This window comes from Janthinobacterium lividum (assembly GCF_011601275.1).
Classification (GTDB): domain Bacteria; phylum Pseudomonadota; class Gammaproteobacteria; order Burkholderiales; family Burkholderiaceae_D; genus Janthinobacterium; species Janthinobacterium lividum_E.
On sequence record NZ_JAAOLY010000012.1, the window covers coordinates 180,398 to 201,179 of the forward strand.

At 59.9% G+C, this 20,782-nt stretch carries 15 protein-coding genes and 3 tRNA genes; 7 read left to right on the forward strand and 11 right to left on the reverse strand.

Annotated elements, in window-relative coordinates; translation table 11 throughout:
* Positions 1-27: 27 nt before the first annotated feature.
* From GYK42_RS18945 to tig, 8 genes are all read right to left on the reverse strand, one after another.
* On the reverse strand, positions 28-1,953 hold the full coding sequence (locus tag GYK42_RS18945) for a SurA N-terminal domain-containing protein (protein WP_166448771.1): 1,926 nt from the start codon (positions 1,951-1,953) through the stop codon (positions 28-30).
* Between the two features lie 410 nt (positions 1,954-2,363).
* Positions 2,364-2,440: transfer RNA gene (locus GYK42_RS18950), tRNA-Asp, on the reverse strand.
* Between the two features lie 17 nt (positions 2,441-2,457).
* Positions 2,458-2,534, reverse strand: a tRNA-Asp gene (locus tag GYK42_RS18955).
* A 125-nt stretch (positions 2,535-2,659) separates the two neighbouring features.
* Complete coding sequence (locus GYK42_RS18960) at positions 2,660-2,932, reverse strand: HU family DNA-binding protein (RefSeq protein WP_010398442.1); 273 nt, start codon at positions 2,930-2,932, stop codon at positions 2,660-2,662.
* A gap of 204 nt (positions 2,933-3,136) precedes the next feature.
* The gene (gene lon, locus GYK42_RS18965) at positions 3,137-5,548 is read right to left on the reverse strand and encodes an endopeptidase La (protein WP_034751007.1); all 2,412 of its coding nucleotides are present in this window, start codon (positions 5,546-5,548) and stop codon (positions 3,137-3,139) included.
* 276 nt (positions 5,549-5,824) lie between these two features.
* A complete protein-coding gene (gene clpX / locus GYK42_RS18970; RefSeq protein WP_010398446.1) occupies positions 5,825-7,093 on the reverse strand; it encodes an ATP-dependent Clp protease ATP-binding subunit ClpX in 1,269 nt (422 codons plus the stop codon).
* A 199-nt stretch (positions 7,094-7,292) separates the two neighbouring features.
* Positions 7,293-7,910: an ATP-dependent Clp endopeptidase proteolytic subunit ClpP gene (gene clpP / locus GYK42_RS18975; RefSeq protein WP_374106865.1), complete on the reverse strand. Its 618-nt coding sequence runs from the start codon at positions 7,908-7,910 to the stop codon at positions 7,293-7,295.
* Between the two features lie 85 nt (positions 7,911-7,995).
* Entirely contained in the window at positions 7,996-9,336 is a 1,341-nt protein-coding gene (tig, locus tag GYK42_RS18980; protein ID WP_046685568.1) for a trigger factor, read from the reverse strand.
* A gap of 600 nt (positions 9,337-9,936) precedes the next feature.
* On the opposite strand from tig, the gene GYK42_RS18985 reads away from it, so the two are divergent.
* Together GYK42_RS18985 and GYK42_RS18990 are read left to right on the forward strand one after the other, a co-directional pair.
* Positions 9,937-10,119 carry a hypothetical protein gene (locus GYK42_RS18985; protein ID WP_070218671.1) on the forward strand — a complete coding sequence of 61 codons (183 nt, stop codon included), beginning with the start codon at positions 9,937-9,939 and terminating at the stop codon, positions 10,117-10,119.
* 22 nt (positions 10,120-10,141) lie between these two features.
* Positions 10,142-11,671, forward strand: coding sequence for a hypothetical protein (locus tag GYK42_RS18990; protein WP_166448772.1), 1,530 nt, complete (start codon positions 10,142-10,144; stop codon positions 11,669-11,671).
* A 60-nt stretch (positions 11,672-11,731) separates the two neighbouring features.
* Here the strand turns inward: GYK42_RS18990 and GYK42_RS18995 are convergent.
* From GYK42_RS18995 to GYK42_RS19005, 3 genes are all read right to left on the reverse strand, one after another.
* Positions 11,732-11,814 (reverse strand) — tRNA-Leu (locus GYK42_RS18995).
* A gap of 177 nt (positions 11,815-11,991) precedes the next feature.
* Positions 11,992-15,090 carry an efflux RND transporter permease subunit gene (locus tag GYK42_RS19000; protein ID WP_166448773.1) on the reverse strand — a complete coding sequence of 1,033 codons (3,099 nt, stop codon included), beginning with the start codon at positions 15,088-15,090 and terminating at the stop codon, positions 11,992-11,994.
* Positions 15,087-16,250 carry an efflux RND transporter periplasmic adaptor subunit gene (locus GYK42_RS19005; protein ID WP_166448774.1) on the reverse strand — a complete coding sequence of 388 codons (1,164 nt, stop codon included), beginning with the start codon at positions 16,248-16,250 and terminating at the stop codon, positions 15,087-15,089. Before GYK42_RS19005 ends, GYK42_RS19000 begins: the two co-directional genes overlap by 4 nt.
* 290 nt (positions 16,251-16,540) lie before the next feature.
* Here GYK42_RS19005 and hpnC point away from each other — a divergent pair, with 290 nt between their 5' ends.
* The 5 genes from hpnC (at position 16,541) to GYK42_RS19030 (ending at position 20,777) form a co-directional block, all read left to right on the forward strand.
* On the forward strand, positions 16,541-17,422 hold the full coding sequence (hpnC, locus tag GYK42_RS19010) for a squalene synthase HpnC (RefSeq protein WP_166448775.1): 882 nt from the start codon (positions 16,541-16,543) through the stop codon (positions 17,420-17,422).
* Between the two features lie 46 nt (positions 17,423-17,468).
* On the forward strand, positions 17,469-18,302 hold the full coding sequence (gene hpnD / locus GYK42_RS19015; RefSeq protein ID WP_139092815.1) for a presqualene diphosphate synthase HpnD: 834 nt from the start codon (positions 17,469-17,471) through the stop codon (positions 18,300-18,302).
* Positions 18,295-19,674, forward strand: coding sequence for a hydroxysqualene dehydroxylase HpnE (gene hpnE / locus GYK42_RS19020; protein WP_166448776.1), 1,380 nt, complete (start codon positions 18,295-18,297; stop codon positions 19,672-19,674). The genes hpnD and hpnE overlap by 8 nt, the downstream gene beginning before the upstream one ends.
* 130 nt (positions 19,675-19,804) lie before the next feature.
* Positions 19,805-19,960 carry a hypothetical protein gene (locus tag GYK42_RS19025; RefSeq protein WP_166448777.1) on the forward strand — a complete coding sequence of 52 codons (156 nt, stop codon included), beginning with the start codon at positions 19,805-19,807 and terminating at the stop codon, positions 19,958-19,960.
* A 28-nt stretch (positions 19,961-19,988) separates the two neighbouring features.
* Complete coding sequence (locus GYK42_RS19030) at positions 19,989-20,777, forward strand: DUF1700 domain-containing protein (RefSeq protein ID WP_240943665.1); 789 nt, start codon at positions 19,989-19,991, stop codon at positions 20,775-20,777.
* Positions 20,778-20,782 lie beyond the last annotated feature (5 nt).

Sequence of the window (20,782 nt, forward strand, 5' to 3'; positions counted from 1 at the left end):
GCGGCTATTTTTATGGGCTAAAACTGATTACGGAGCTTCCGGCGCTGCTGCTACCGGTGCGGTGACCGGTTTGACGATCTTCACCTTGGCCTTGGCTTTCAGGTATTCGACGTAGTCGAACATTTCCTGTTGTGCCAGGATGCCGCTGATCTGGTCTTTCTCTTGCTGGCGGCGCGCCGCATCCACTTGCGCCGGCTGCTGCACCTTGGCGATGCGGTAGATGCCGTAGCCCAGGGCTGGCAAGTCCACGCCCACATAGGCTGGCAGCTTGCTCGTGTCCGCTTTCATGACTTGCGCGATGGCGGCGCGGTTGATGCCGTCCAGCTTGTTGCGCGACACCCATTGCGCTGCGCCGAAACCGGTGGCGTCGCCCGAGGCTTTCAAGGCGGCCAGCTTGGTCTCGCCCGCTTTCTTGGCCAGCTTCTCCGCTTCTTCCATGGTCACGCGTTGACGGATCATCGCTTCGACTTCGGCCAGCGGACGCTTCGAAGCGGGCTTGAATTCCACCACGCGGCCGGCGATCAGCACGTTCGGTGCAACGGTCACGGCTTCCGTGTTGCGCTTGTCTTTCAGCGAGTTGTTCGAGAAGATGGCAGTGAGGAACTTGGCGTTGTTGAACGGCGCCTTGCCCAGTGCCGGCGACGGCGTGCGCGACAGGTTGGCGGCGGTTTCCACTTTCAGCTTCAGCTTGTCGGCCACCGGCTTCAGGCTGTCCGATTGCTCGTAGACCGTGTTGGTGAACGTTTCCGCCATTTCCGAGTATTTCTTGGCAGCAAATTGCTTACGCAGGTCGGCCGTGATTTCGCCGCGTACTTCATCGAGCGCACGCACGTGCTGTGGCTTGAGCGAGGTGACGGTCAGGATGTGGTAGCCGAAATCGGAAGCGACGACATCGCTGATTTCGCCTTGCTTGAGTTTCGCGACAGCGCTCAGCAGCGGTGCCGGCAAACCATCCTTGCCGATCACGCCCAGGTCGCCGCCCTGCTCCGCGGAAGCCGGGTCTTCCGACTTGGCCTTGGCCACGGCGGCGAAGCTGGCAGGCGTCTTGCGTACTTCCGCCAGGATCGCTTCGGCCTTGGCCTTGGCGGCGGCCTTGTCGGCAGCCGATGCATCTTTCTTGACGGCGACCAGGATGTGGCTGGCCTGACGCGCTTCCGGCGTCGTGTAGGCTTTCTGGTTCTTCGCGTAGTAGGCGGTCACGTCGGCGTCGCTGACGTCGACTTGCTCGCCCGCAGCACTGTCGTCGAGCACGACGTATTCGATCTTGGCTTGTTCCGGGATTTCGAAGAACTTGCTGTTCTTGTCATAGAAGGCCTTGATCATGGCCTCCGTCACTTTGACTTCCGGCACGTACTGGGCGATCGGCAACAGCAGTTCCTGCACTTCGCGCTCTTCCGAGGTGATGTCGGACAGGCGCTTGGACACGGTGTTCGGGGCGAAGGCCGTGCCTTGGACGGCGCCGGCCAGTTGCTGCAGGGCCAGGTCGCTGCGGCGGCGTGCATCGTATTGCTGTGGGGACATGCCTTGGGCGGCCAGCATGGCCTTGTAGCGTTCCAGGTCGAATTTACCGTCCGGCAAGGTCAAGCCTGGGATTTCCAGCACTTCCTTTTGCAGCACGGCATCGCTGATGACCAGGTGGCTACGGCCCACTTCGGCGGCCACGGCGCGCTCGGCGATCAGGTTGTCGAGGATGCTCTTGCGGGCTTCCGGCGTATCAAACATTTTCTGGTCGAACTGCTCGCCCATCATCTGGCGGTAGCGGTCGATCTGCTGGCGTTGCGCTTCTTCATATTGCTGCTGCGTAACGACCTGGTCGCCGACCTTGGCGATGGTGTTCGCGCCATCGCCGAAGCTTTGGTAGCCGCTGATACCGACCAGTGCAAAAGACGGGACGATGACCAGCATCAGGAGAAACTGCATCAAGCGTCGATGGGTACGAATAAATTCAAACATGGTCAGCCAATTCGGGATGAGTGGATCACTATAAAAAAAGGCGAACATGCGTTCGCCTTGATTTCTTCGGCGGAATGGACGGGACAGATGTCCACTTCCCCTTTAGATTCAACAACTTGGCGCTGGAACTAAAGCAGGATTCTGACGCCCAAGCCATTATCTCCTGATTCTACAATGCCCATAGCGCTATAGCAAGGGTAAATCAGGGCGCGCGCCCTGCCCTGGCGCCGCCTGAACGGCAAGGCGCCAGCCCAGGCATTAAACCGGGCGCAACTTAAAGCGGATATAAATCGAGGTGCGTTTTATTCAAAACGGCAGGACGGGATTTTAAAAGACGGCGCACCGAGATAATCTGGCGCTGGAAAAGAAAAACCCGCGCTACTTATTCAGCAGCGCGGGCTTCTATATTCTGGCGGAGCGGACGGGACTCGAACCCGCGACCCCCGACGTGACAGGCCGGTATTCTAACCAACTGAACTACCACTCCTTAAGAGCGTATTTTTTTGGCGGAGCGGACGGGACTCGAACCCGCGACCTCCGACGTGACAGGCCGGCATTCTAACCAACTGAACTACCACTCCGAAAAATACACAGTACTGCTTGCATTTGCATCCAAGGCTGCGATTCGCAGAACTTCAACCTTGAAATCGCGGCACCCGAAGGCGCCGCCAAATGTTTCCGGTGATTGTCACCTCACCGAAGTCCGTTAGTTTACAGCATCCTTCAAAGCTTTACCAGCTTTAAATTTTGGAACTTTTGCTGCTTCGATCGTGATCGCTTCTTTGGTACGCGGATTGCGGCCGGTACGTTCAGCGCGTTCGCTGACCGAGAAAGTGCCAAAACCAACCAGCGTTACGCTGTCGTTGTTTTTCAAAGTTTCCGTCACGCCGCCGATAACAGCGTCGAGTGCGCGCGCAGCGGCGGCTTTGGAAATGTCAGCTTTTTCAGCAATGTGGTCGATCAATTCAGTCTTGTTCACTAGCATCCCCAATTACAAAGGTATAAAACGTTTACCGTATCGTTGCGGCACTTTTGGCACCACAGCTGTCCGGCGAAAAAAATGTGCAGGCGTATTAAACAAGCCACACTGTATATGTGTCAAGCGCTTTGGGGGCGCAATTCACGTTTCAATATAAAACAAGCGCTCTAAAAGCGCTTGTTTGGGGAAAACAGAGGTAAAACGTTAGTGTTTTACTACCTCGCCGGCCGCGTCAGGCTTGGCCGCGGCGGCCGTGACAGCCTCCACCGCAGCGACGTCCGCCAACGCTTCAGGCATGCGTTCGAGGGCGATTTCCAGCACTTTGTCGATCCAGCGCACCGGCACAATCTCCAGCTTGTTCTTGACGTTGTCCGGAATGTCGGCCAGGTCTTTCACGTTTTGCTCTGGAATCAAGACCGTCTTGATGCCGCCGCGATGGGCCGCCAGCAGCTTTTCTTTCAGGCCGCCGATCGGCAACACTTCGCCACGCAAGGTGATCTCGCCCGTCATCGCCACGTCGGCGCGCACAGGAATGCCCGTGAAGACCGAGACCATCGCCACCGTCATGGCCGCGCCAGCCGAAGGACCATCCTTCGGTGTCGCGCCTTCCGGCACGTGGATGTGGATGTCGCTCTTCTCGAACACGTCCGCCTTGATGCCCAGGCGCTGTGCCCGGCTGCGCACCACCGTGCGTGCTGCCTCGATCGACTCTTTCATGACGTCGCCCAGGGTACCCGTGCGGATGATGCCGCCCTTGCCCGGCATCGACACGGCTTCGATGGTCAGCAGATCGCCGCCCACTTCCGTCCATGCCAGACCGACCACCTGGCCCACCTGGTTTTCTTTCTCCGCGACGCCAAAATCGTAGCGGCGCACGCCGAGGAATTTATCCAGGTTCTTCGAATTGACGATGACTTTCTTGTCGGATTTCTTCAGCAGCAGCATCTTGACCACCTTGCGGCAGATCTTCGACACTTCACGCTCGAGCGAACGCACACCGGCTTCCCGCGTGTAATAGCGGATGATGTCGCGCAAGGCCGACTCGGCCACCGAGATTTCCTCTTCCTTCAAGCCATTGTTCTTGATCTGCTTCGGCAGCAGGTAGCGCTGCGCGATGCTGGTCTTTTCATCTTCCGTGTAACCGGACAGACGGATCACTTCCATGCGGTCAAGCAAGGCTGGCGGAATGTTGTACGAGTTCGACGTGGCCACGAACATCACGTCGGAGAGGTCGAAATCGACTTCAATGTAATGGTCGGAGAACGTGTGGTTCTGTTCCGGGTCCAACACTTCCAGCAGGGCCGACGAAGGATCGCCGCGGAAATCGGCACCCATCTTGTCGACTTCATCGAGCAGGAACAAAGGATTGCGCACGCCGACTTTCGACAGCGATTGCAAGATCTTGCCCGGCATCGAGCCGATGTAGGTGCGGCGGTGGCCGCGGATCTCGGCTTCGTCGCGCACGCCGCCCAGGGCCATGCGCACGAACTTGCGGTTCGTCGCGCGGGCGATGGACTGGCCCAGCGAGGTCTTGCCCACGCCAGGAGGACCGACGAAGCACAGGATAGGCGCTTTGAGCTTGTCGACGCGCTGTTGCACCGCGAGATATTCCAGGATGCGTTCCTTGACCTTGTCGAGGCCGTAGTGGTCGCCCTCGAGCACTTTTTCCGCATTCGACAAGTCGTTATTGACCTTGGATTTCTTTTTCCAAGGCAAGTTGACGAGGGTGTCGATGTAGTTGCGCACAACGGTGGCTTCGGCCGACATCGGCGACATCAGCTTGAGCTTTTTCAGCTCGTTGGTGGCCTTGTCGAGCGCTTCCTTCGGCATTTTGGCCGAAGCGACTTTTTTCTCCAGCTCGTCGAGGTCGGCGCCATCTTCGCCCTCGCCCAGTTCTTTCTGGATCGCCTTGACTTGCTCGTTCAGGTAGTACTCGCGCTGCGACTTTTCCATCTGGCGCTTGACGCGGCCGCGGATGCGCTTTTCCACCTGCAGGATGTCGAGCTCGCCTTCGAGCTGGCCCAGCAGGTGCTCGAGGCGCTTGGCCACGCTGAAAATTTCCAGGATGACTTGTTTTTGCTCCAGTTTCAGGGGCAGATGCGCGGCCACCGTGTCGGCCAGACGGCCGGCATCGTCGATACCGGACAACGAAGCGAGGATTTCCGGTGGGATCTTTTTGTTCAGTTTGACGTACTGGTCGAACTGCTGCACGATCGCGCGGCGCATGGCTTCGACTTCCGACTCGTCGCCCGGCTCGGACTCGAGCGGCGTCAGGTCGGCGATGAAGTGCGTCGGCGCATCGCTGATGTGGTTGATACGGGCACGCTGCGCGCCTTCGACCAGCACCTTGACGGTGCCATCGGGCAGCTTCAGCATTTGCAGAATATTGGCAACGCAGCCAATTTCATAGATGTCCGAAGGCGATGGCTCGTCCTTCGCGGCTGCTTTTTGAGCGGCAAGCATGATGCTCTTGCCCTGCTCCATCGCAGCTTCCAGCGCCTTGATCGACTTTGGACGGCCAACGAACAGCGGTATCACCATATGCGGGAAAACGACGACATCCCGCAACGGCAATAACGGCAGTTGAGTTTGCTCAGTTAATTTGGAAGTTGTCATGGCGTACCTTATAGAAAGCGTGTTTACGATGTTGGCGCTCGCTGCCAAAACACAAGACCGGCGAGAATAAATAATTCTGTGAAACAAACATTTTTCTGTCTATTTCGCAAAACACACCCGCATGACGGTAATAAGTGCAGTTTTCACAGTAAAAAAGCCACGCGCAGCTAAGCGCCGCGAGTGGCTTTCCGATTGAAGCCTGCACTCATTGATTTAAATTGTACTGCCATGCATTAAGGAATCAAAACCCTTTTTATGCATTTGTCTCAGCAGTAATCAATTTTCTCCGGAGGCCTTGGCAGTCTCTTGATAAATCAACAAAGGTTTGGCGCCACTGGTGATGGTATTTTCGTCGATGACGACCTTCACCACATTTTGTTCGCTCGGCAGTTCGTACATGACGTCCAGCAAAGCATGTTCCAGGATGGAACGCAGGCCACGGGCGCCGGTCTTGCGCGCCAGCGCCTTCTTGGCGATCGCATGCAGGGCGGCCGGACGAATCTCCAGTTCCGCGCCTTCCATCTCGAGCAACTTCGAATACTGCTTGATCAGTGCATTCTTCGGCTCGACGAGGATCTGGATCAGCGCCTCTTCCGTCAATTCCGCCAGGGTGGCGATGACGGGCAGACGGCCGACCAGTTCCGGGATCAGGCCGAACTTGACCAGATCTTCCGGCTCCGCTTGCAACATCAGTTCGCTGGCCGAGCTTTGCGACTTGCTGCGCACCGTGGCCGAGAAGCCGATGCCGCTCTTTTCGGAACGGTTGGCGATCACTTTCGACAGGCCGTCAAAGGCGCCGCCGCAGATGAACATGATGTTGGTCGTGTCGATCTGCACGAAATCCTGGTTCGGATGCTTGCGGCCGCCTTGTGGCGGCACGGAAGCCATCGTGCCCTCGATGAGTTTGAGCAAGGCTTGCTGCACGCCCTCGCCCGACACGTCGCGCGTGATGGACGGATTGTCGGACTTGCGCGAAATCTTGTCGATTTCATCGATGTAGACGATGCCGCGCTGGGCTTTCTCGACGTCATAGTTGCAGCTTTGCAGCAGCTTCTGGATGATGTTTTCCACGTCCTCGCCTACATAACCGGCTTCGGTCAGGGTGGTGGCGTCGGCGATCACGAACGGCACGTTGAGCATGCGCGCCAGGGTCTGTGCCAGCAGGGTCTTGCCCGAGCCGGTAGGACCGACCAGCAAGATGTTGCTCTTGGCCAGTTCGATGTCGTCTTTCTTGCCTAGGTGTTTGAGGCGCTTGTAATGGTTGTACACCGCCACCGACAGGATGCGCTTGGCAGTCTGCTGGCCGATCACGTACTGATCGAGCAAGGCGGCAATTTCTTGCGGCGTCGGCAGGTCGGATTTGGTACCGGTCACCGTCTCGATGCTCGACGTTTCATCACGGATGATGTCGTTGCACAGGTCGATGCACTCGTCGCAAATGAACACGGACGGGCCGGCGATGAGTTTCTTCACCTCGTGCTGGCTTTTGCCGCAGAACGAGCAATACAGTAATTTTTCGCCGCTAGAGGATTTTTTGTCTGACATAAGGCATTTTGGTTGGAACTGCATTAACAATATTGCAAAATCGCAAGCCGGAGTGCGGTAGTTGCCGGAAAGGCAGCTACCCATGGCGCAAGTCAACAACGTGCACAAGCTCCATGCTACCCGAAATAAAAGCGAAACGCCCGAACGTTTGATCGCCCGGGCGTTTACTTACTTGCTTAGCAATACCGGTAGGGGCTCATCAAGCGCGGCTGGTCAACACTTTGTCGATCAAACCATACTCAACGGCCTCGTCGGCGGACATGAAACGGTCGCGATCGGTGTCCTTGGCGATCTGTTCGATCGACTGGCCCGTGCGCTCGGCCATGATGCCGTTCAAGCGGGTGCGCAGGTAAAGGATTTCCTTCGCCTGGATCTCGATGTCGGATGCCATGCCTTGCGAACCACCGGACGGCTGGTGAATCATGATGCGCGAGTTCGGCAGCGAGAAACGCTTGCCCTTGGCGCCAGCGGCCAGCAGGAAAGCGCCCATCGAAGCAGCCATGCCCGTGCACAGGGTGGAGACGTCCGGCTTGATGAACTGCATGGTGTCGTAGATGGCCATGCCGGCCGAGACCGAACCACCTGGCGAGTTGATGTAGAGCGAGATTTCCTTTTCCGGATTTTCGCTTTCCAGGAACAGCAGCTGGGCGACAACCAGGTTGGCCATCTGGTCATTGACCGGGCCGACCATGAAAATCAAGCGTTCCTTCAGCAGGCGCGAGTAAATATCATACGAGCGCTCGCCGCGACCGCTTTGTTCCACCACCATCGGCACCAGGCCGAGCATCTCTGTGTCCAGCGCCGGATTACGGTTCATACCTGTCATTTCATTTCCTTGTGAAGCAGTTAGGGGATACCGCCCTCGCCTTTCGGCAAGAGCAAGCATCCCAATACCAACTGGTTTACGCTTGTGCGTTGCTTCCCATCAGTTCGTCGAAAGCAACTGCTTTCGTCGTGACTTTCGACAGGCCCAACACGTAAGTGACGACGTTTTCTTCCAATACAAGGGCTTCGATCTCACCCAGACGACGACGGTCGCTGTAGTAGTACTTCAGCACTTCGCGCGGATCTTCGTAGCTTTGGGCGAAATCTTCGATTTGCGCCTTGACTTGCTCAGGCGTTGCCTGCAGGTTGTTGTCGCCCACCAGTTGCGACAGGATCAGGCCCAGGCGTACGCGACGCTCGGCTTTTTCTGCGAACAGTTCTGCTGGGAAAGGCACGTCCTTGACGTTCATGCCGCGCTGCGCCATGTCTTGACGGGTCATTTCGGCCAGGCGTTCGGAATCTTGAGCGATCAGCGTTTTTGGCACTTCCAGCTCAGCAACTTTGATCAGCGCGTCCATGACGGCTTCCTTGTTGCGTGCTTTCACGCGGCCAGCAACTTCGCGTTGCAGGTTGACTTTGATGTCTTCGCGCATTTTGGCCAGGTCGCCGTCGGCAACACCCAGCGACTTGGCGAATTCAGCATCGACTTCCGGCAGGTGCGCCCATTCCAGCTTTTGCAAGGTGATGGTGAACGATGCGGTTTTGCCGGCAACGTCTTTACCATGGTAGTCCTCTGGGAACGACAATGGGAAAGTCTTGGACTCGCCCACTTTCAGGCCCAGGGTCGCTGCCTCGAATTCTGGCAGCATGCGGCCTTCGCCCAGCACGAAAGCGTAGCCTTCAGCTTTGCCGCCTGGGAATTCAACGCCGTCGATCGAGCCGACGAAGTCGACGGTCACGCGGTCGCCGTTCGCAGCGATAGCCTCGCCGCCGTCGCCGTGTTCGCCAGCTTCGCCCTTGGTGTGGAAGTGCACGCGCTGCTTGCGCAGGATGTCGATGGTCTTGTCGATTTCGGCTTCCGACACGTCGGCTTGCACGGTTTCGATTTCAACGGCCGTCAGGTCGCCGATGGCGACTTCCGGATACACCTCGAACGTGGCGTCGAAAGCCAGTTGGCCTTCGGCTGCTTCTTCTTTCGGCACGATGTTCGGGAAACCGGCCACGCGCAGGTTGTTTTCGTTGGCGGCGTCGTTGAACGCGCGGCCGACTTTGTCATTCAGCACTTCGGATTCAATTTGGTAGCCGTATTGTGCTGCGACCATTTTCAACGGCACTTTGCCCGGACGGAAGCCCGGTGCCTTAGCCGTACGGGCTTGCACTTTCAGGCGCTTCTCAACTTCCGTGCGGACGTCCGTCAGCGGGAAGGAGATCGTGATACGACGTTCGAGTTTGCCCAAGGTTTCGACTGCAGTTGCCATGTAAAAAATCGTCCAAAAAATAAACACTGTTGGTGCGAGAAAAGAAGACCCGACCCCCTGCGCCATCACTGGCGGCAAGACATGGGTCCAGCTTCACTCGCTCGCATATTCATCTGTAAAAGCACTGAAAACAGGACGATGGACCTGGTCTACCCGGCGGAGGGAAAAACCCGCACCAGGCACCAAACAATCCGCCGCTTCCAGTACTGCGACAGGGCTCCGAGCGTCCAACCCTGCTTCTCAGTAAATGCAGGGCCGGCCATCATTCGGTAAAGCGTGGCATTATAACAAAGGACTTCGGGAAAGTGGCTGGCTTTGCAGCCCGGCCACAGAGGATACCAGCGGCAGCGAACGAATCGCTACAGCCTGGATGGCCCTGTCTTTACTCTTGCCCCGGCATTCTTTATTTCGCCAGAAACAGGCTTTCCAGCCTGCTTCGTTCATTAGTATATGCGAACTGGCGCCCCGTCCGAAACAAAGAAATGCGCTCCTGGCGAAGATTTCCGCCAAAAAACCTTTGATTTACCTCAATTTGGCCATTTTTCAGGCAAACCTAAGCCGCGCGCCCCCTCTCCAAGTGAATTTAAAGGAGAAAACATCATGAGCGATAGCACATCCAGCAACTCCAGCAATGCCAAAGCCAAGCTGCAAATGGTCCTCAGCCGCCTGCTCGACGGCGTCACGGACGACGATCTGCAAAAAATCCAGACGGAAGTCGATGAAATGGAGTTGCGCATGAAGGGAGACGGCCACCACGACCACGACCACCCCACCGTCGCCTGACCCGGTCCCGCCCGTGCAACCCGTGCAACCTGTGCCAACCTTTCGCGCCACGCCACCGGATGCGGACGTGCTGACCGCCGTGGAAACGGCGCTGGTGACCCACCGTGCTTTTGGCGACAGCGGCTACATCCGCGACCAGCTGGCCGTCGCCTACCGGCGGCGCCTGCACAAGCTGGGCGGCACCCTGCCCGAGGCCGAACGGTTGGCTGGCGCGCTCGATACGGCGCCGCCCGCTCGCCAACGCCAGTTGCTGGGCGACACGGTGCTGCGCTGCGCCGTCCAGCACGCCATGCGCCAGCTGCACTTGGGTGACGAGTACGGACTGCCCCTGCAGCAATGCGCGGCGCTATTCCAGGCGGCCAGCGAGCACTTGGACGCGGGCCTGCCCGGCGGCCCGCTGGTGACCCATCTGCCGCCCATGGCACGCTTGCACGAGGGGCGCATCATGGAAGAAGCGGACACCGAATGTGACACCTGCATATGGCACGCCTGGCAGGGAGGCACGCCGTATGCGCGCGCTTTCCTTGCCGTGATGGATGATAACTACGGCGCGCCGCTGGCCACCCCTACACCACAGGAACGGATTCTTCTGCGCCGCGGGCTCGGCTTGCTGGAAACCCTGCTGCCCCGCCTGACGGCCAGCACGCTTTCTCATGTGCAATTGATCGCCCTGTTTCCCAAGCTGGGCACGTGGCGCGGCAAGGCGTCCAGCTCGCAATTTCGCGTCAATGGGAGCGTGTTCCTGAATCAGGAATTGATTGGCAACCCCTGGTGGCTGGCCGAGCACTTGCTGCACGAGTCGCTGCACCAGAAACTGTACGACTTCCGCCACGGACACAGCCTGCTGGCGCCCGACTATGCGCGCGACGACGGCGCCAAGGTCTGTTCGCTGTGGAATGCGCCCGATGACGATGGCAATCACTATTGGGATGCCCACCGCACCCTGGCCGCCTTTCATGTGTATGTCCACCTGGCATTGCTGTGCCTGCTGGCCGAGCGCCAGGAAGCGGCGCTGGCGCCACAGTACGGCCCCATCGGCCAGCACATGAGCGGCAGCCGGCGCGCCATCGACCGCGCCCGCTACCTGGGCGAACAATTGCACAGCACCACCTGGCCGGAACTGGGATTGGCCGGGCGACAGATGACGCACTGGCTGCTGGACGTGCTCGACGCGCTCGACACGCAACGGCGGCCCAGCGGCGCCACCCTGCACCTGCTGCTCGACCTGTACGAACGCCAGAGCCGCAAGCTCGACACTTTCCTCGCGCGGCAGCCGCCGCCCCGCAGCGACACGCTGGCCACCCAGGCGCAGCAAGAGGTGGCGATGACGCGCGAGGCGCTGTACCTGCTGGATAAGGAAGCGCAGCAGTCAACCCATGCGCAGGAGTACAACTGGCCGCAGGCACGGCAGCGCGTCTTGCAGACACTTTGGCCGCTGACTGAAGATGATAAATTAATGGAAAGAAGCGGCTACCCGCAGGCACAGGCACTGATTGCGCAGATGGTGCAACAGTCGAGCCGGCAACTGGGCGCACTCGGCGCACTGGGCTGATGAAATTAGTTCAGGGAAAATTTTGATGGTGCTGCACTTCCGGGCTGGAACAACCCGGATTGGTGCGGATGGGGAGACTCGAACTCCCAAGCCGAAGCACTGGCTTCTAAGACCAGCGTGTCTACCAATTCCACCACATCCGCATCTTTTGCACGCAGCTTGTACATACCACTTTGCTGACGCCCCTGATTTTAACAACTCGGGAGCGATCTGGCTACCTTGGACTTGCAGGACAAGCTTGCGGTAAAGCAAAGGCGGCATTCTACTGGATTTCCCAGAGGAATGCCGCCTTTTTTATGCCGACACCTTGATGCCGATTTCTAGCCCTCTTTTGCGGTCACATGCTCCGGCTTCTTGACCCGGAACCAGGCCGCATACAGAGCCGGCAGGAACAGCAGGGTCAAGGCCGTCGCCAGGATCAATCCCCCCATGATGGCGACCGCCATCGGTCCCCAGAACACAGAGCGCGACAGCGGGATCATGGCCAGCGCCGCGGCGGCGGCCGTCAGCACGATGGGACGGCAGCGGCGCACGGCCGAGTCGATGATGGCGTCCCATGGCGTTGAACCGTCATTGATGTCTTGCTCGATCTGGTCGACAAGGATCACCGAGTTGCGGATGATCATGCCGAACAGCGCGATGATGCCCAGGTTGGCCACGAAACCAAGTGGCCGGCCCAGCGCCAGCAAGGCAAACGCGGCACCCGCCACGCCCAGCGGCCCCGTCAGGAAAACCAGCAGGGAACGCGAGAAACTGTGCAGCTGCAGCATCAGCAAGGTGAAGATGATGAAAATGGCCAGCGGCAAGTTCGCCGAGATCGACGCTTCCGCCTTGCCGCTGTCGGCTGCCACGCCTTTCACGACGATGCGATAGCCGGCCGGCAACTTGGCGCGCAAGGCGGCGAGCTGCGGCGCCAACTGCGTCGACACGGTGGCGCCCTGGATGCCGTCGATCACGTCCGACTGCACGGTGATGGCCCATTCGCGCTTGTCGCGCCACACCACGCCTGGTTCCCACACGAAATGCGCGCGGGCCAGCTGCGAAATGGGGACGGACTTGCCCGTTGCCGTCGGGATATTCGTGTCATTCAACACGGAAATCGTCGCCCGCTCCTCCAGAGGCTGGCGCACCTGGATGTCGATCAGCTTGTTATCTTCGCGGAACTGGCCGATGACCGTGCCCGACAAAATCGTATTGGCCGCCTGCATCACCGTTTTCGACGTGACGCCCAGCGCGCGCATCTTGTCCTGGTCCAAGTCCAAGCGCAGCACTTTCACCGATTCATTCCAGTTGTCGTTGACGCCCAGGGTGTTCGGATTGGCGCGCATGATGTCCTTGACCTGGTCGGCAATGGCCCGCACACCGGCCACTTCCGGTCCCATCACGCGAAATTGCACGGGATACGGCACCGGCGGTCCATTCGGCAACAGTTTGACCCGGCCCCGCACTTCCGGAAAATCCTTCTTGAAGACGTCGACGATTTGCTGGCGCAAGCGTTCACGTTCAGCCAGACTCTTCGGCAGGATCACCACTTGCGACACATTGGTCTGCGGGAAGATCTGGTCCAGCGGCAAGTAGAAACGGGGGCTGCCCGTACCGACGTAGCTGGTGACGCTTTCCACGCCATCGAGCTTGTTCACAAACGCTTCGAATTTCTTGACCTGCTTTTCATTCGCGGCAAACGTCGTGCCTTCGGGCGACCACAGTTCCACCATCAGTTCCGGACGGCTGGAATCGGGGAAGAATTGCTTTTCGATAAAGTTAAAGCCGTAAATCCCCAGCGCAAAGATGGCCAGGGTGGCGGCAATGGTCGTCTTGCGCCATTCCACGCACCAGGTGACGGCGCGGCGGAAGCGGCGGAAGTTCGGCGTGTCGAACAATTCATGGTCGTTATGCGCGTGCGGTTTCACTTTCAGCAAGATGTAGCCGATGTATGGCGTAAACACCACGGCCACCACCCACGAAATGATCAGGGCCAGCGCATTCACGGAGAACAAGGAGAACGTGTATTCGCCTGCAGCCGACTTGGCCAGGCCGATCGGTAAAAAGCCCGCCACCGTGATCAGGGTGCCCGTCAGCATGGGCATGGCCGTCGAGGTGTAGGCGAACGTGGCCGCGTCGAAACGGGACATGCCCTCTTCCATCTTGCGCACCATCATCTCGACGGCAATGATGGCGTCGTCGACGAGCAAGCCCAGCGCGATGATCAGGGCGCCCAGGGAAATCTTGTGCAAGTCGATGTCGAGCAGGCGCATGAACAGGAAGGTGACGGCCAGCACCAATGGAATGGTCAGCGCCACCACCAGGCCCGGGCGCACGTCGATGCGCAGCGGCTTCGTATGCAAGCCCAGCGCGACGAAGCTGACGGCCAGCACGATCAGAATGGCTTCGATCAGGGTATGCACGAACTCGCCCACGGAAGCGGAAACGGCTTCCGGCTGGTTCGACACGCGTTGCAATTCTATGCCGACCGGCAATTCGCGCTTCATGCGCGTGACGGTGGCCTGCAAGGCCTTGCCCATGTCGATGATATTGCCGCCCTTTTCCATCGACACGCCCAGGCCGATCACTTCCTTGCCGTTGAAACGCATCTTGTCCTTCGGCGGATCGATGAATTCGCGTTTCACGGTGGCAAAGTCACCGAGGCGGAAGGTGGTGCCGTTGGCGCGCAGTTCCAGGTTTTCCAGGTCCTTCACGGTCACCATGGCGCCCGTCACCCGCACTTGCAGATTATCGGTTGGCGTCACCAGCACGCCCGTGGCGTTGATGCTGTTTTGCTCGGACAATTGCTGCACGATGGCGTCGAATGGAATGCCCAGCTGGGCAAATTTCTTGTGCGAAAAGATGATATTGATCTTTTCATCCTGCACGCCGAACAGTTCCACCTTCGATACCTGCTCCACGGCCAGCAATTCCTGGCGCACCTTGTCCGCATAATCCTTCATTTCCGCGTATGTAAAACCGTCGGCGGACAGGGCGAAGATGGAACCGTAGGTGTCGCCGAACTCGTCGTTGAAGAACGGTCCCACGACGCCGGACGGCAAGGTGCCCTTGATGTCTCCGATCTTCTTGCGCACCTGATACCAGGCGGCCGCCGTTTCCTTGGGCGGCGCCGATTCGCGCAGCTGCAGCAGGATCAGGGTTTCGCCCGGCTTCGAATAGCTGGTGATCTCGTCGATGTACGGCGTTTCCTGCAATTTCTTTTCCAGCTTGTCCGTCACCTGCTCGGCCATCTGCAGGGCCGTGGCGCCGGGCCAGTAGGCCTGCAAGACCATGGCGCGGAAAGTGAACGGGGGATCTTCATCCTGGCCCAGGTTGGCATAGCTGAGCATGCCGCCGATCAGCAGCACGGCCATCAGGTAGCGCGTCAGCGGAATGTGTTCGAGGGCCCAGCGCGACAGATTGAAGCCGCCCTTCATTTGGCCGCCCCCACGCTGACGGCGGCAGCGGCGGCATCGGGCTTGCTGGCCAGTTCGGCGCCGAGGATGGTTACTTTCTGGCCAGGCTTGAGCAGGTTGACGCCGGCCGTGACCACCGTCTGCCCTGCCTTGACGCCCGAGGTCAGCAGCAATTCATTGCCCGCCACGCCGCCCACCATCACCGGCACGAGCTTCACGGCGCCGTTTTCCACTACCCAGACGGAGCTTTGCGACTTTTCATTGAACAGGGCCGTCAGCGGCACCTTGATCTGCGGCGTGGCCGTCTGCGAAGCGAACTGCACCACGGCCGTCATGCCCAGGCGCACTTGCGGCGCGTCAGGGATGCTGACCTTGGCAGTATAGGTGCGCGTGGCCGCATCGGCCACGGGCGACACTTCGCGGATCTTGCCCGGCAGCGCCTGCTTCGGGTCGGCCCAAAGACGCACGACCACATCCTTGACACTGCGCAAGGTTTCCACCTTGTCTTCAGGAATGCCGATCACGACTTCCTTCTCGCCGCTCTTGGCCACCACCACGACGGGCGCGCCAGGCGCCACCACCTGCCCTACTTCCGCATCGATGCGCGTGACGACGCCGTCCGCATCGGCCAGCAGGCTGGCGTAGCCGGACTGGTTCGCCTGGCCCCGGTACAGGGCTTGCGCCGCTTCCACGTTGGCCTGCGCCGCCTTGTAGGTGGCATCCTTGCCATCGAGCACGGCCTGACTGACGAAATTTTTCTCGCGCAAGTCCTGGTAGCGCTTCAATTCCGCGCGCGCCAGGTCGCGGTTCGTTTCCGCGCTCACCAGCGAGGCCTTGGCCTGCGCCTGCGACAACTGCAAGTCGACAGGATCGAGTTGCATCAGCACTTGCCCCTTCTTGACGCTGGCGCCCACGTCGACCTTGCGCGCGACGATCTTGCCGCCCACGCGGAAACCCAGCTGCGACACGACGCGTGGCACGACTTCGCCCGACAGCTCGGCACTCACGTCAACATTACTACTAGACAACACGATGGCACGCACGGGACGCACGTCTTCCACTTTGACGGCAGGCTTGGAACAGGCCGCCAGGGTAGTCGCAAGGGCCGCGGCGGCAATCAGCCGCAAGGCAGGAATTGCGGATGCGCCGGTCTCGCGGCGCAGGGTTTTCAGGGCAAACAAGGTATTTTCCTTTACTATGCGGACTGCAATATTTTTATGCGGAGAAACTTTTTGCTTGCCCTTTGGGTTAAGCCAAACTTTTTCGCACGCGATATCCTTAAATTTGTGACAATATCAGCTTGGTCATGGCGGCGAGTGATTTACCGCTAATGACTTTCTGGTTATTAATTATAATCGTGCGTAAAAGTTTTTAGTGACTTTTGCGTCATTAATCTTGAGACGTACAACGCCCGGCCCCATTCCACCGTTTGAGCGGTGCCGGACAAACGCAAGACTAGAGAAGTGTGTTCATGCCTGTAGACCATTACGAAAATTTTCCTGTTGCATCATTTTTACTGCCGCGCCGCCTGGTGCCCGCCGTCGAAGCCATCTATGCCTTCGCCCGCAGCGCCGACGACCTGGCCGATGAAGGCGACGCCACGCCGGCCGCGCGCCTGGTCGCCCTGCACGCCTACGAAGAGGCGCTGGGCCGCATCGCCCGCCAGGAAGGCCATGCCGGCGAGAACGCCGCCATGTTCGAACGCCTGGCTGGCGTCATCGCCAAACATCAGCTGCCGCTGAAGCCATTCCACGATTTGTTGTCCGCCTTCAAGCAGGATGTGGAAACGACGCGCTACGCCAGCTACGAGGATCTGCTCGATTACTGCGCCCGCTCGGCCAACCCCGTGGGACTGCTGATGCTGCACCTGTATGGTGCGGCCGATGAACAGAATGTACGCGATTCCGATGCGATATGTTCAGCTTTGCAACTAATTAATTTCTTGCAAGACGTCGCCATCGACCAGCAAAAAGAGCGCATCTACCTGCCGATGGAAGACCTGAGCCGCTTTGCCGTCTCCGCCGCCGCCTTCGAGCGGCCCGAGGCGCACGGAAAGTGGAGTGCCCTGATGCGCTTCGAAGTGGCCCGCGCCCGCGCCCTGATGCTGTCCGGCGCGCCGCTGGCCCTGCGCTTGCGCGGGCGCATCGGCTGGGAACTGCGCCTGGTGGTGCAAGGGGGCTTGCGCATTCTCGAGTGCATCGAAGCCGTCAATTACGACGTGTTCCGACGCCGTCCCAACCTGGAGAAACGCGACTGGCTGATCATTTTCTGGCGCGCCCTGCGCATGTCGCGCAAAAGCCTGCATCAAGAGACACAAGTAAAAACGGCTTTTCCCCCGTCGCCCACTCTGTAAGACGATAGAATAGCGGCTTCGATCTGCAACCCTTGCTCTTTTGACTATGTCTCCCGACGAATACTGCCAACAAAAGGCCGCCCAGAGCGGCTCCAGCTTCTACTACAGCTTCCTGTTCCTGCCGGCCGAGCGCCGCAAGGCCATCACGGCCCTGTACGCCTTCTGCCGCGAAGTCGACGATACGGTCGATGAATGCACGGACGAAGCCGTGGCACGCACCAAGCTGGTCTGGTGGCGCAAGGAAGTCAAGGCCATGTACGAGGGCAACCCCACGCATCCCGTGATGCGGGCGCTGCAGCCGCACCTGGACATTTATAAACTGGAAGAAAAGCATCTGCAGGCCATCATCGACGGCATGGAAATGGACTTGAACCAGACCCGCTACCTCGATTACCAGGCCATGAGCCGTTACTGCTGGCACGTGGCCAGCGTCGTCGGTATCTTGTCGGCCAGCATCTTCGGCGCGACCCGCCCGGAAACCCTGCTGTACGCGGAAAAACTGGGCCACGCCTTCCAGCTGACCAACATCATCCGCGACGTGGGCGAAGATGCGCGCAAGGGGCGCATCTACTTGCCGATCAGCGAATTGCAGCAATTCAATGTGACGGCGGCCGACCTGCTGAACGCGCGCCACAGCGAAAACTTTGAAAACCTCATGCGTTTCCAGGTAGCACGTGCGCAGAAGGCGTATGACGAAGCATTCGCCCTGCTGCCGGCGGAAGACCGCCGCGCCCAGCGCCCGGGCCTGATCATGGCCGCCATCTACCGGACCCTGCTCAATGAAGTCGAGCGCGACGGCTACCACGTGCTGAAACAGCGCATTTCGCTCACGCCGATCCGCAAACTGTGGCTGGCCTGGAAAACCTGGGTTCGTGGCTGATCAGGCCGTGAAGCAACGCTACGCCGTCATCGGCGCCGGCTGGGCTGGCTGCGCGGCGGCCATGGAGCTGACGCGCGCCGGCCACTCGGTGACCGTGTTCGAGGCGGCGCGCACCCTGGGCGGCCGCGCACGCCGCGTCGAGAGAGAAAATACAACGCTCGACAATGGCCAGCACATCCTGTTGGGCGCGTACACGGAAACCTTGCGCCTGATTAAGCTCGCGGGGCAAGACCCTGGCGAACTGATCCTCACCGTGCCCCTGCAGATGCGCTATCCGGCGGACTCGGGCGGCATGAATTTCATCGCGCCGCGCCTGCCCGCGCCGCTGCACCTGGCGTGGGCATTGCTGCGCGCCAAGGGATTATTGCGAGCCGACAAGCTGGCCCTGATGCGTTTTTCCACCGCCATGCGCTGGATGGGCTGGCAGCTGTATAACGATTGCACGGTCAGCGAACTGCTGCAGCGCTTCGACCAGACCGATCGCCTGAACCGGCTGATGTGGCATCCGCTGTGCCTGGCCGCATTGAATACTCCGCCCGAGCGGGCCTCGGCCCGCGTCTTCATCAACGTGCTGCGCGACAGCCTGGGCGCATCCCGCCGCCGCGCGTCCGACATGCTGATACCGAAGGCGGATTTGAGTACCTTGTTGCCGGACGCGGCCGCCCGCTATGTGGAACGGCATGGCGGTACAGTGCGCCCGGGCGCCAAGGTCGATGCATTGCAGGCGCTGGCCGATGGCCGCTGGCGGCTCGATGACAGCGTCGATGAGTCCGGCACTTACGACGGCGTCATCATCGCCACCTCGTCCGTGCAGGCGGCCAGCCTGCTGCAAGGCTTGCACGATGCACGCCTCAAAGATGCTATTGACTGCATGCAAGCCTTCACGCCGGAAGCCATCAGCACCTGCTACCTGCAATACGACGCCGCGGTGCGCCTGGACTTGCCGTTCTACGCCCTCGTCGATACGCCGGGGCAACAGCACTGGGGCCAGTTCGTCTTTGACCGGGGCCAGCTCGACAGCAAGCAGGCGGGCTTGCTGGCCGTCGTCATCAGCGCCTCGGGCAATGCCGCCGAGCAAGGCCATGGCCCGCTTGCGCAAGCCATCGCGGCGCAACTGGCGCAGGTGCTGCAACGCCCGGAACTGGCGCAACCTGCCTGGACCCAACTGATCACGGAAAAGCGCGCCACCTTTGCCTGCACGCCGGACCTGGCCCGCCCTGGCAACGCCAGCGGCGTGCCGGGCTTGCTGCTGGCCGGCGACTACACGACGAATGATGACCGCACACAAGATTATCCGGCCACCATCGAGGCGGCCGTGCGCAGCGGCGTGGCGGCGGCCAAAGCCGTCATCACGGGCAAGACGGCAAAGTAGGCTTGACGGTGCATCCTCCCCTGGTGTCGCTCGCCCCCGCGAAATTGCATTCTGTCGCACCGCACTGGTGCGCCCGCGTGCGCTTGGGTACAGTCTGATCATCGACAACGGCCATGCCACGGGGAATACCATGCACACCACCTTGCACTTGAAAAATAGCTTGAAAGCCGTGGCGCTGCTCGCTTGTGTGGCGCTGGCCACCTTGATTGTCATCAACGGACAGCAGGCGCCCCATGCGCCATTGCTGCTGAGCCAGGCAAGCATGCTGCTGCCGGCCATGGGCTGAAGCGGCAAAGCGGACTGACAGGAAGAATATGATGAACAAGCAAGATTATCTCGACGCACTGCGGCGCGCGCTGGAAGGCTTGCCACCGGACCTGGTGGCCAAGACCCTCGATTATTACGAACAGACCTTCATCGAAGGCGCGGCGGCCGGCCGCAGCGAGCACGAAATCGCCGACGACCTGGGCGACCCGAAAAAGATCGCCCTCACCTTGCGCAGCAGCACCCACCGCCAGGCGTTCGAGCAAAAGAAAACGCCCGTCAACCTGCTGCGCCTGCTCGTCTCGCTCGTCGGCTTGACCATCTTCAACTTGTTCATGGTCGTGCCCGCCGCCGTCTACGCGGCCCTGCTGGCCGCACTGTATGCCGTCGGCCTGAGCTTTTACCTGGCCGGCATCGCCATCACGGCCAGCGGCTTGTCCGGCGCCAACGAACTGGTGCTCGATGGCCCGCTGCGCCACGTCTTCATCCATGACGATGACGGCGGCGAAGGCGGCGAACGGCGCGAAACGCGCATCACCATCGGCGACAAAGGCATCGAAGTGGACCACCTGCCCGGCCCCGTCAAAGCGGAGTCCGAGCCCCAGGCGCCGGGCGCCACATCGCGCGTGATGGAGCGGGCCGAAGCGCTGGCCGGCGGCGGCATCCGCATCTCCACCGACATGGACCGCGACGCGCGCACCACGCAAACCGTCTTCGGCGTGGGCATGCTACTCGGCGGCATCGCCATCTTCCTGCTCAGTCTGGTCGTCACGCGCTATACCTTGATCGGTATCAAACGCTATGTCGCCATGAATGTCTCCCTGCTCAAAGGTCACTAGAAAGG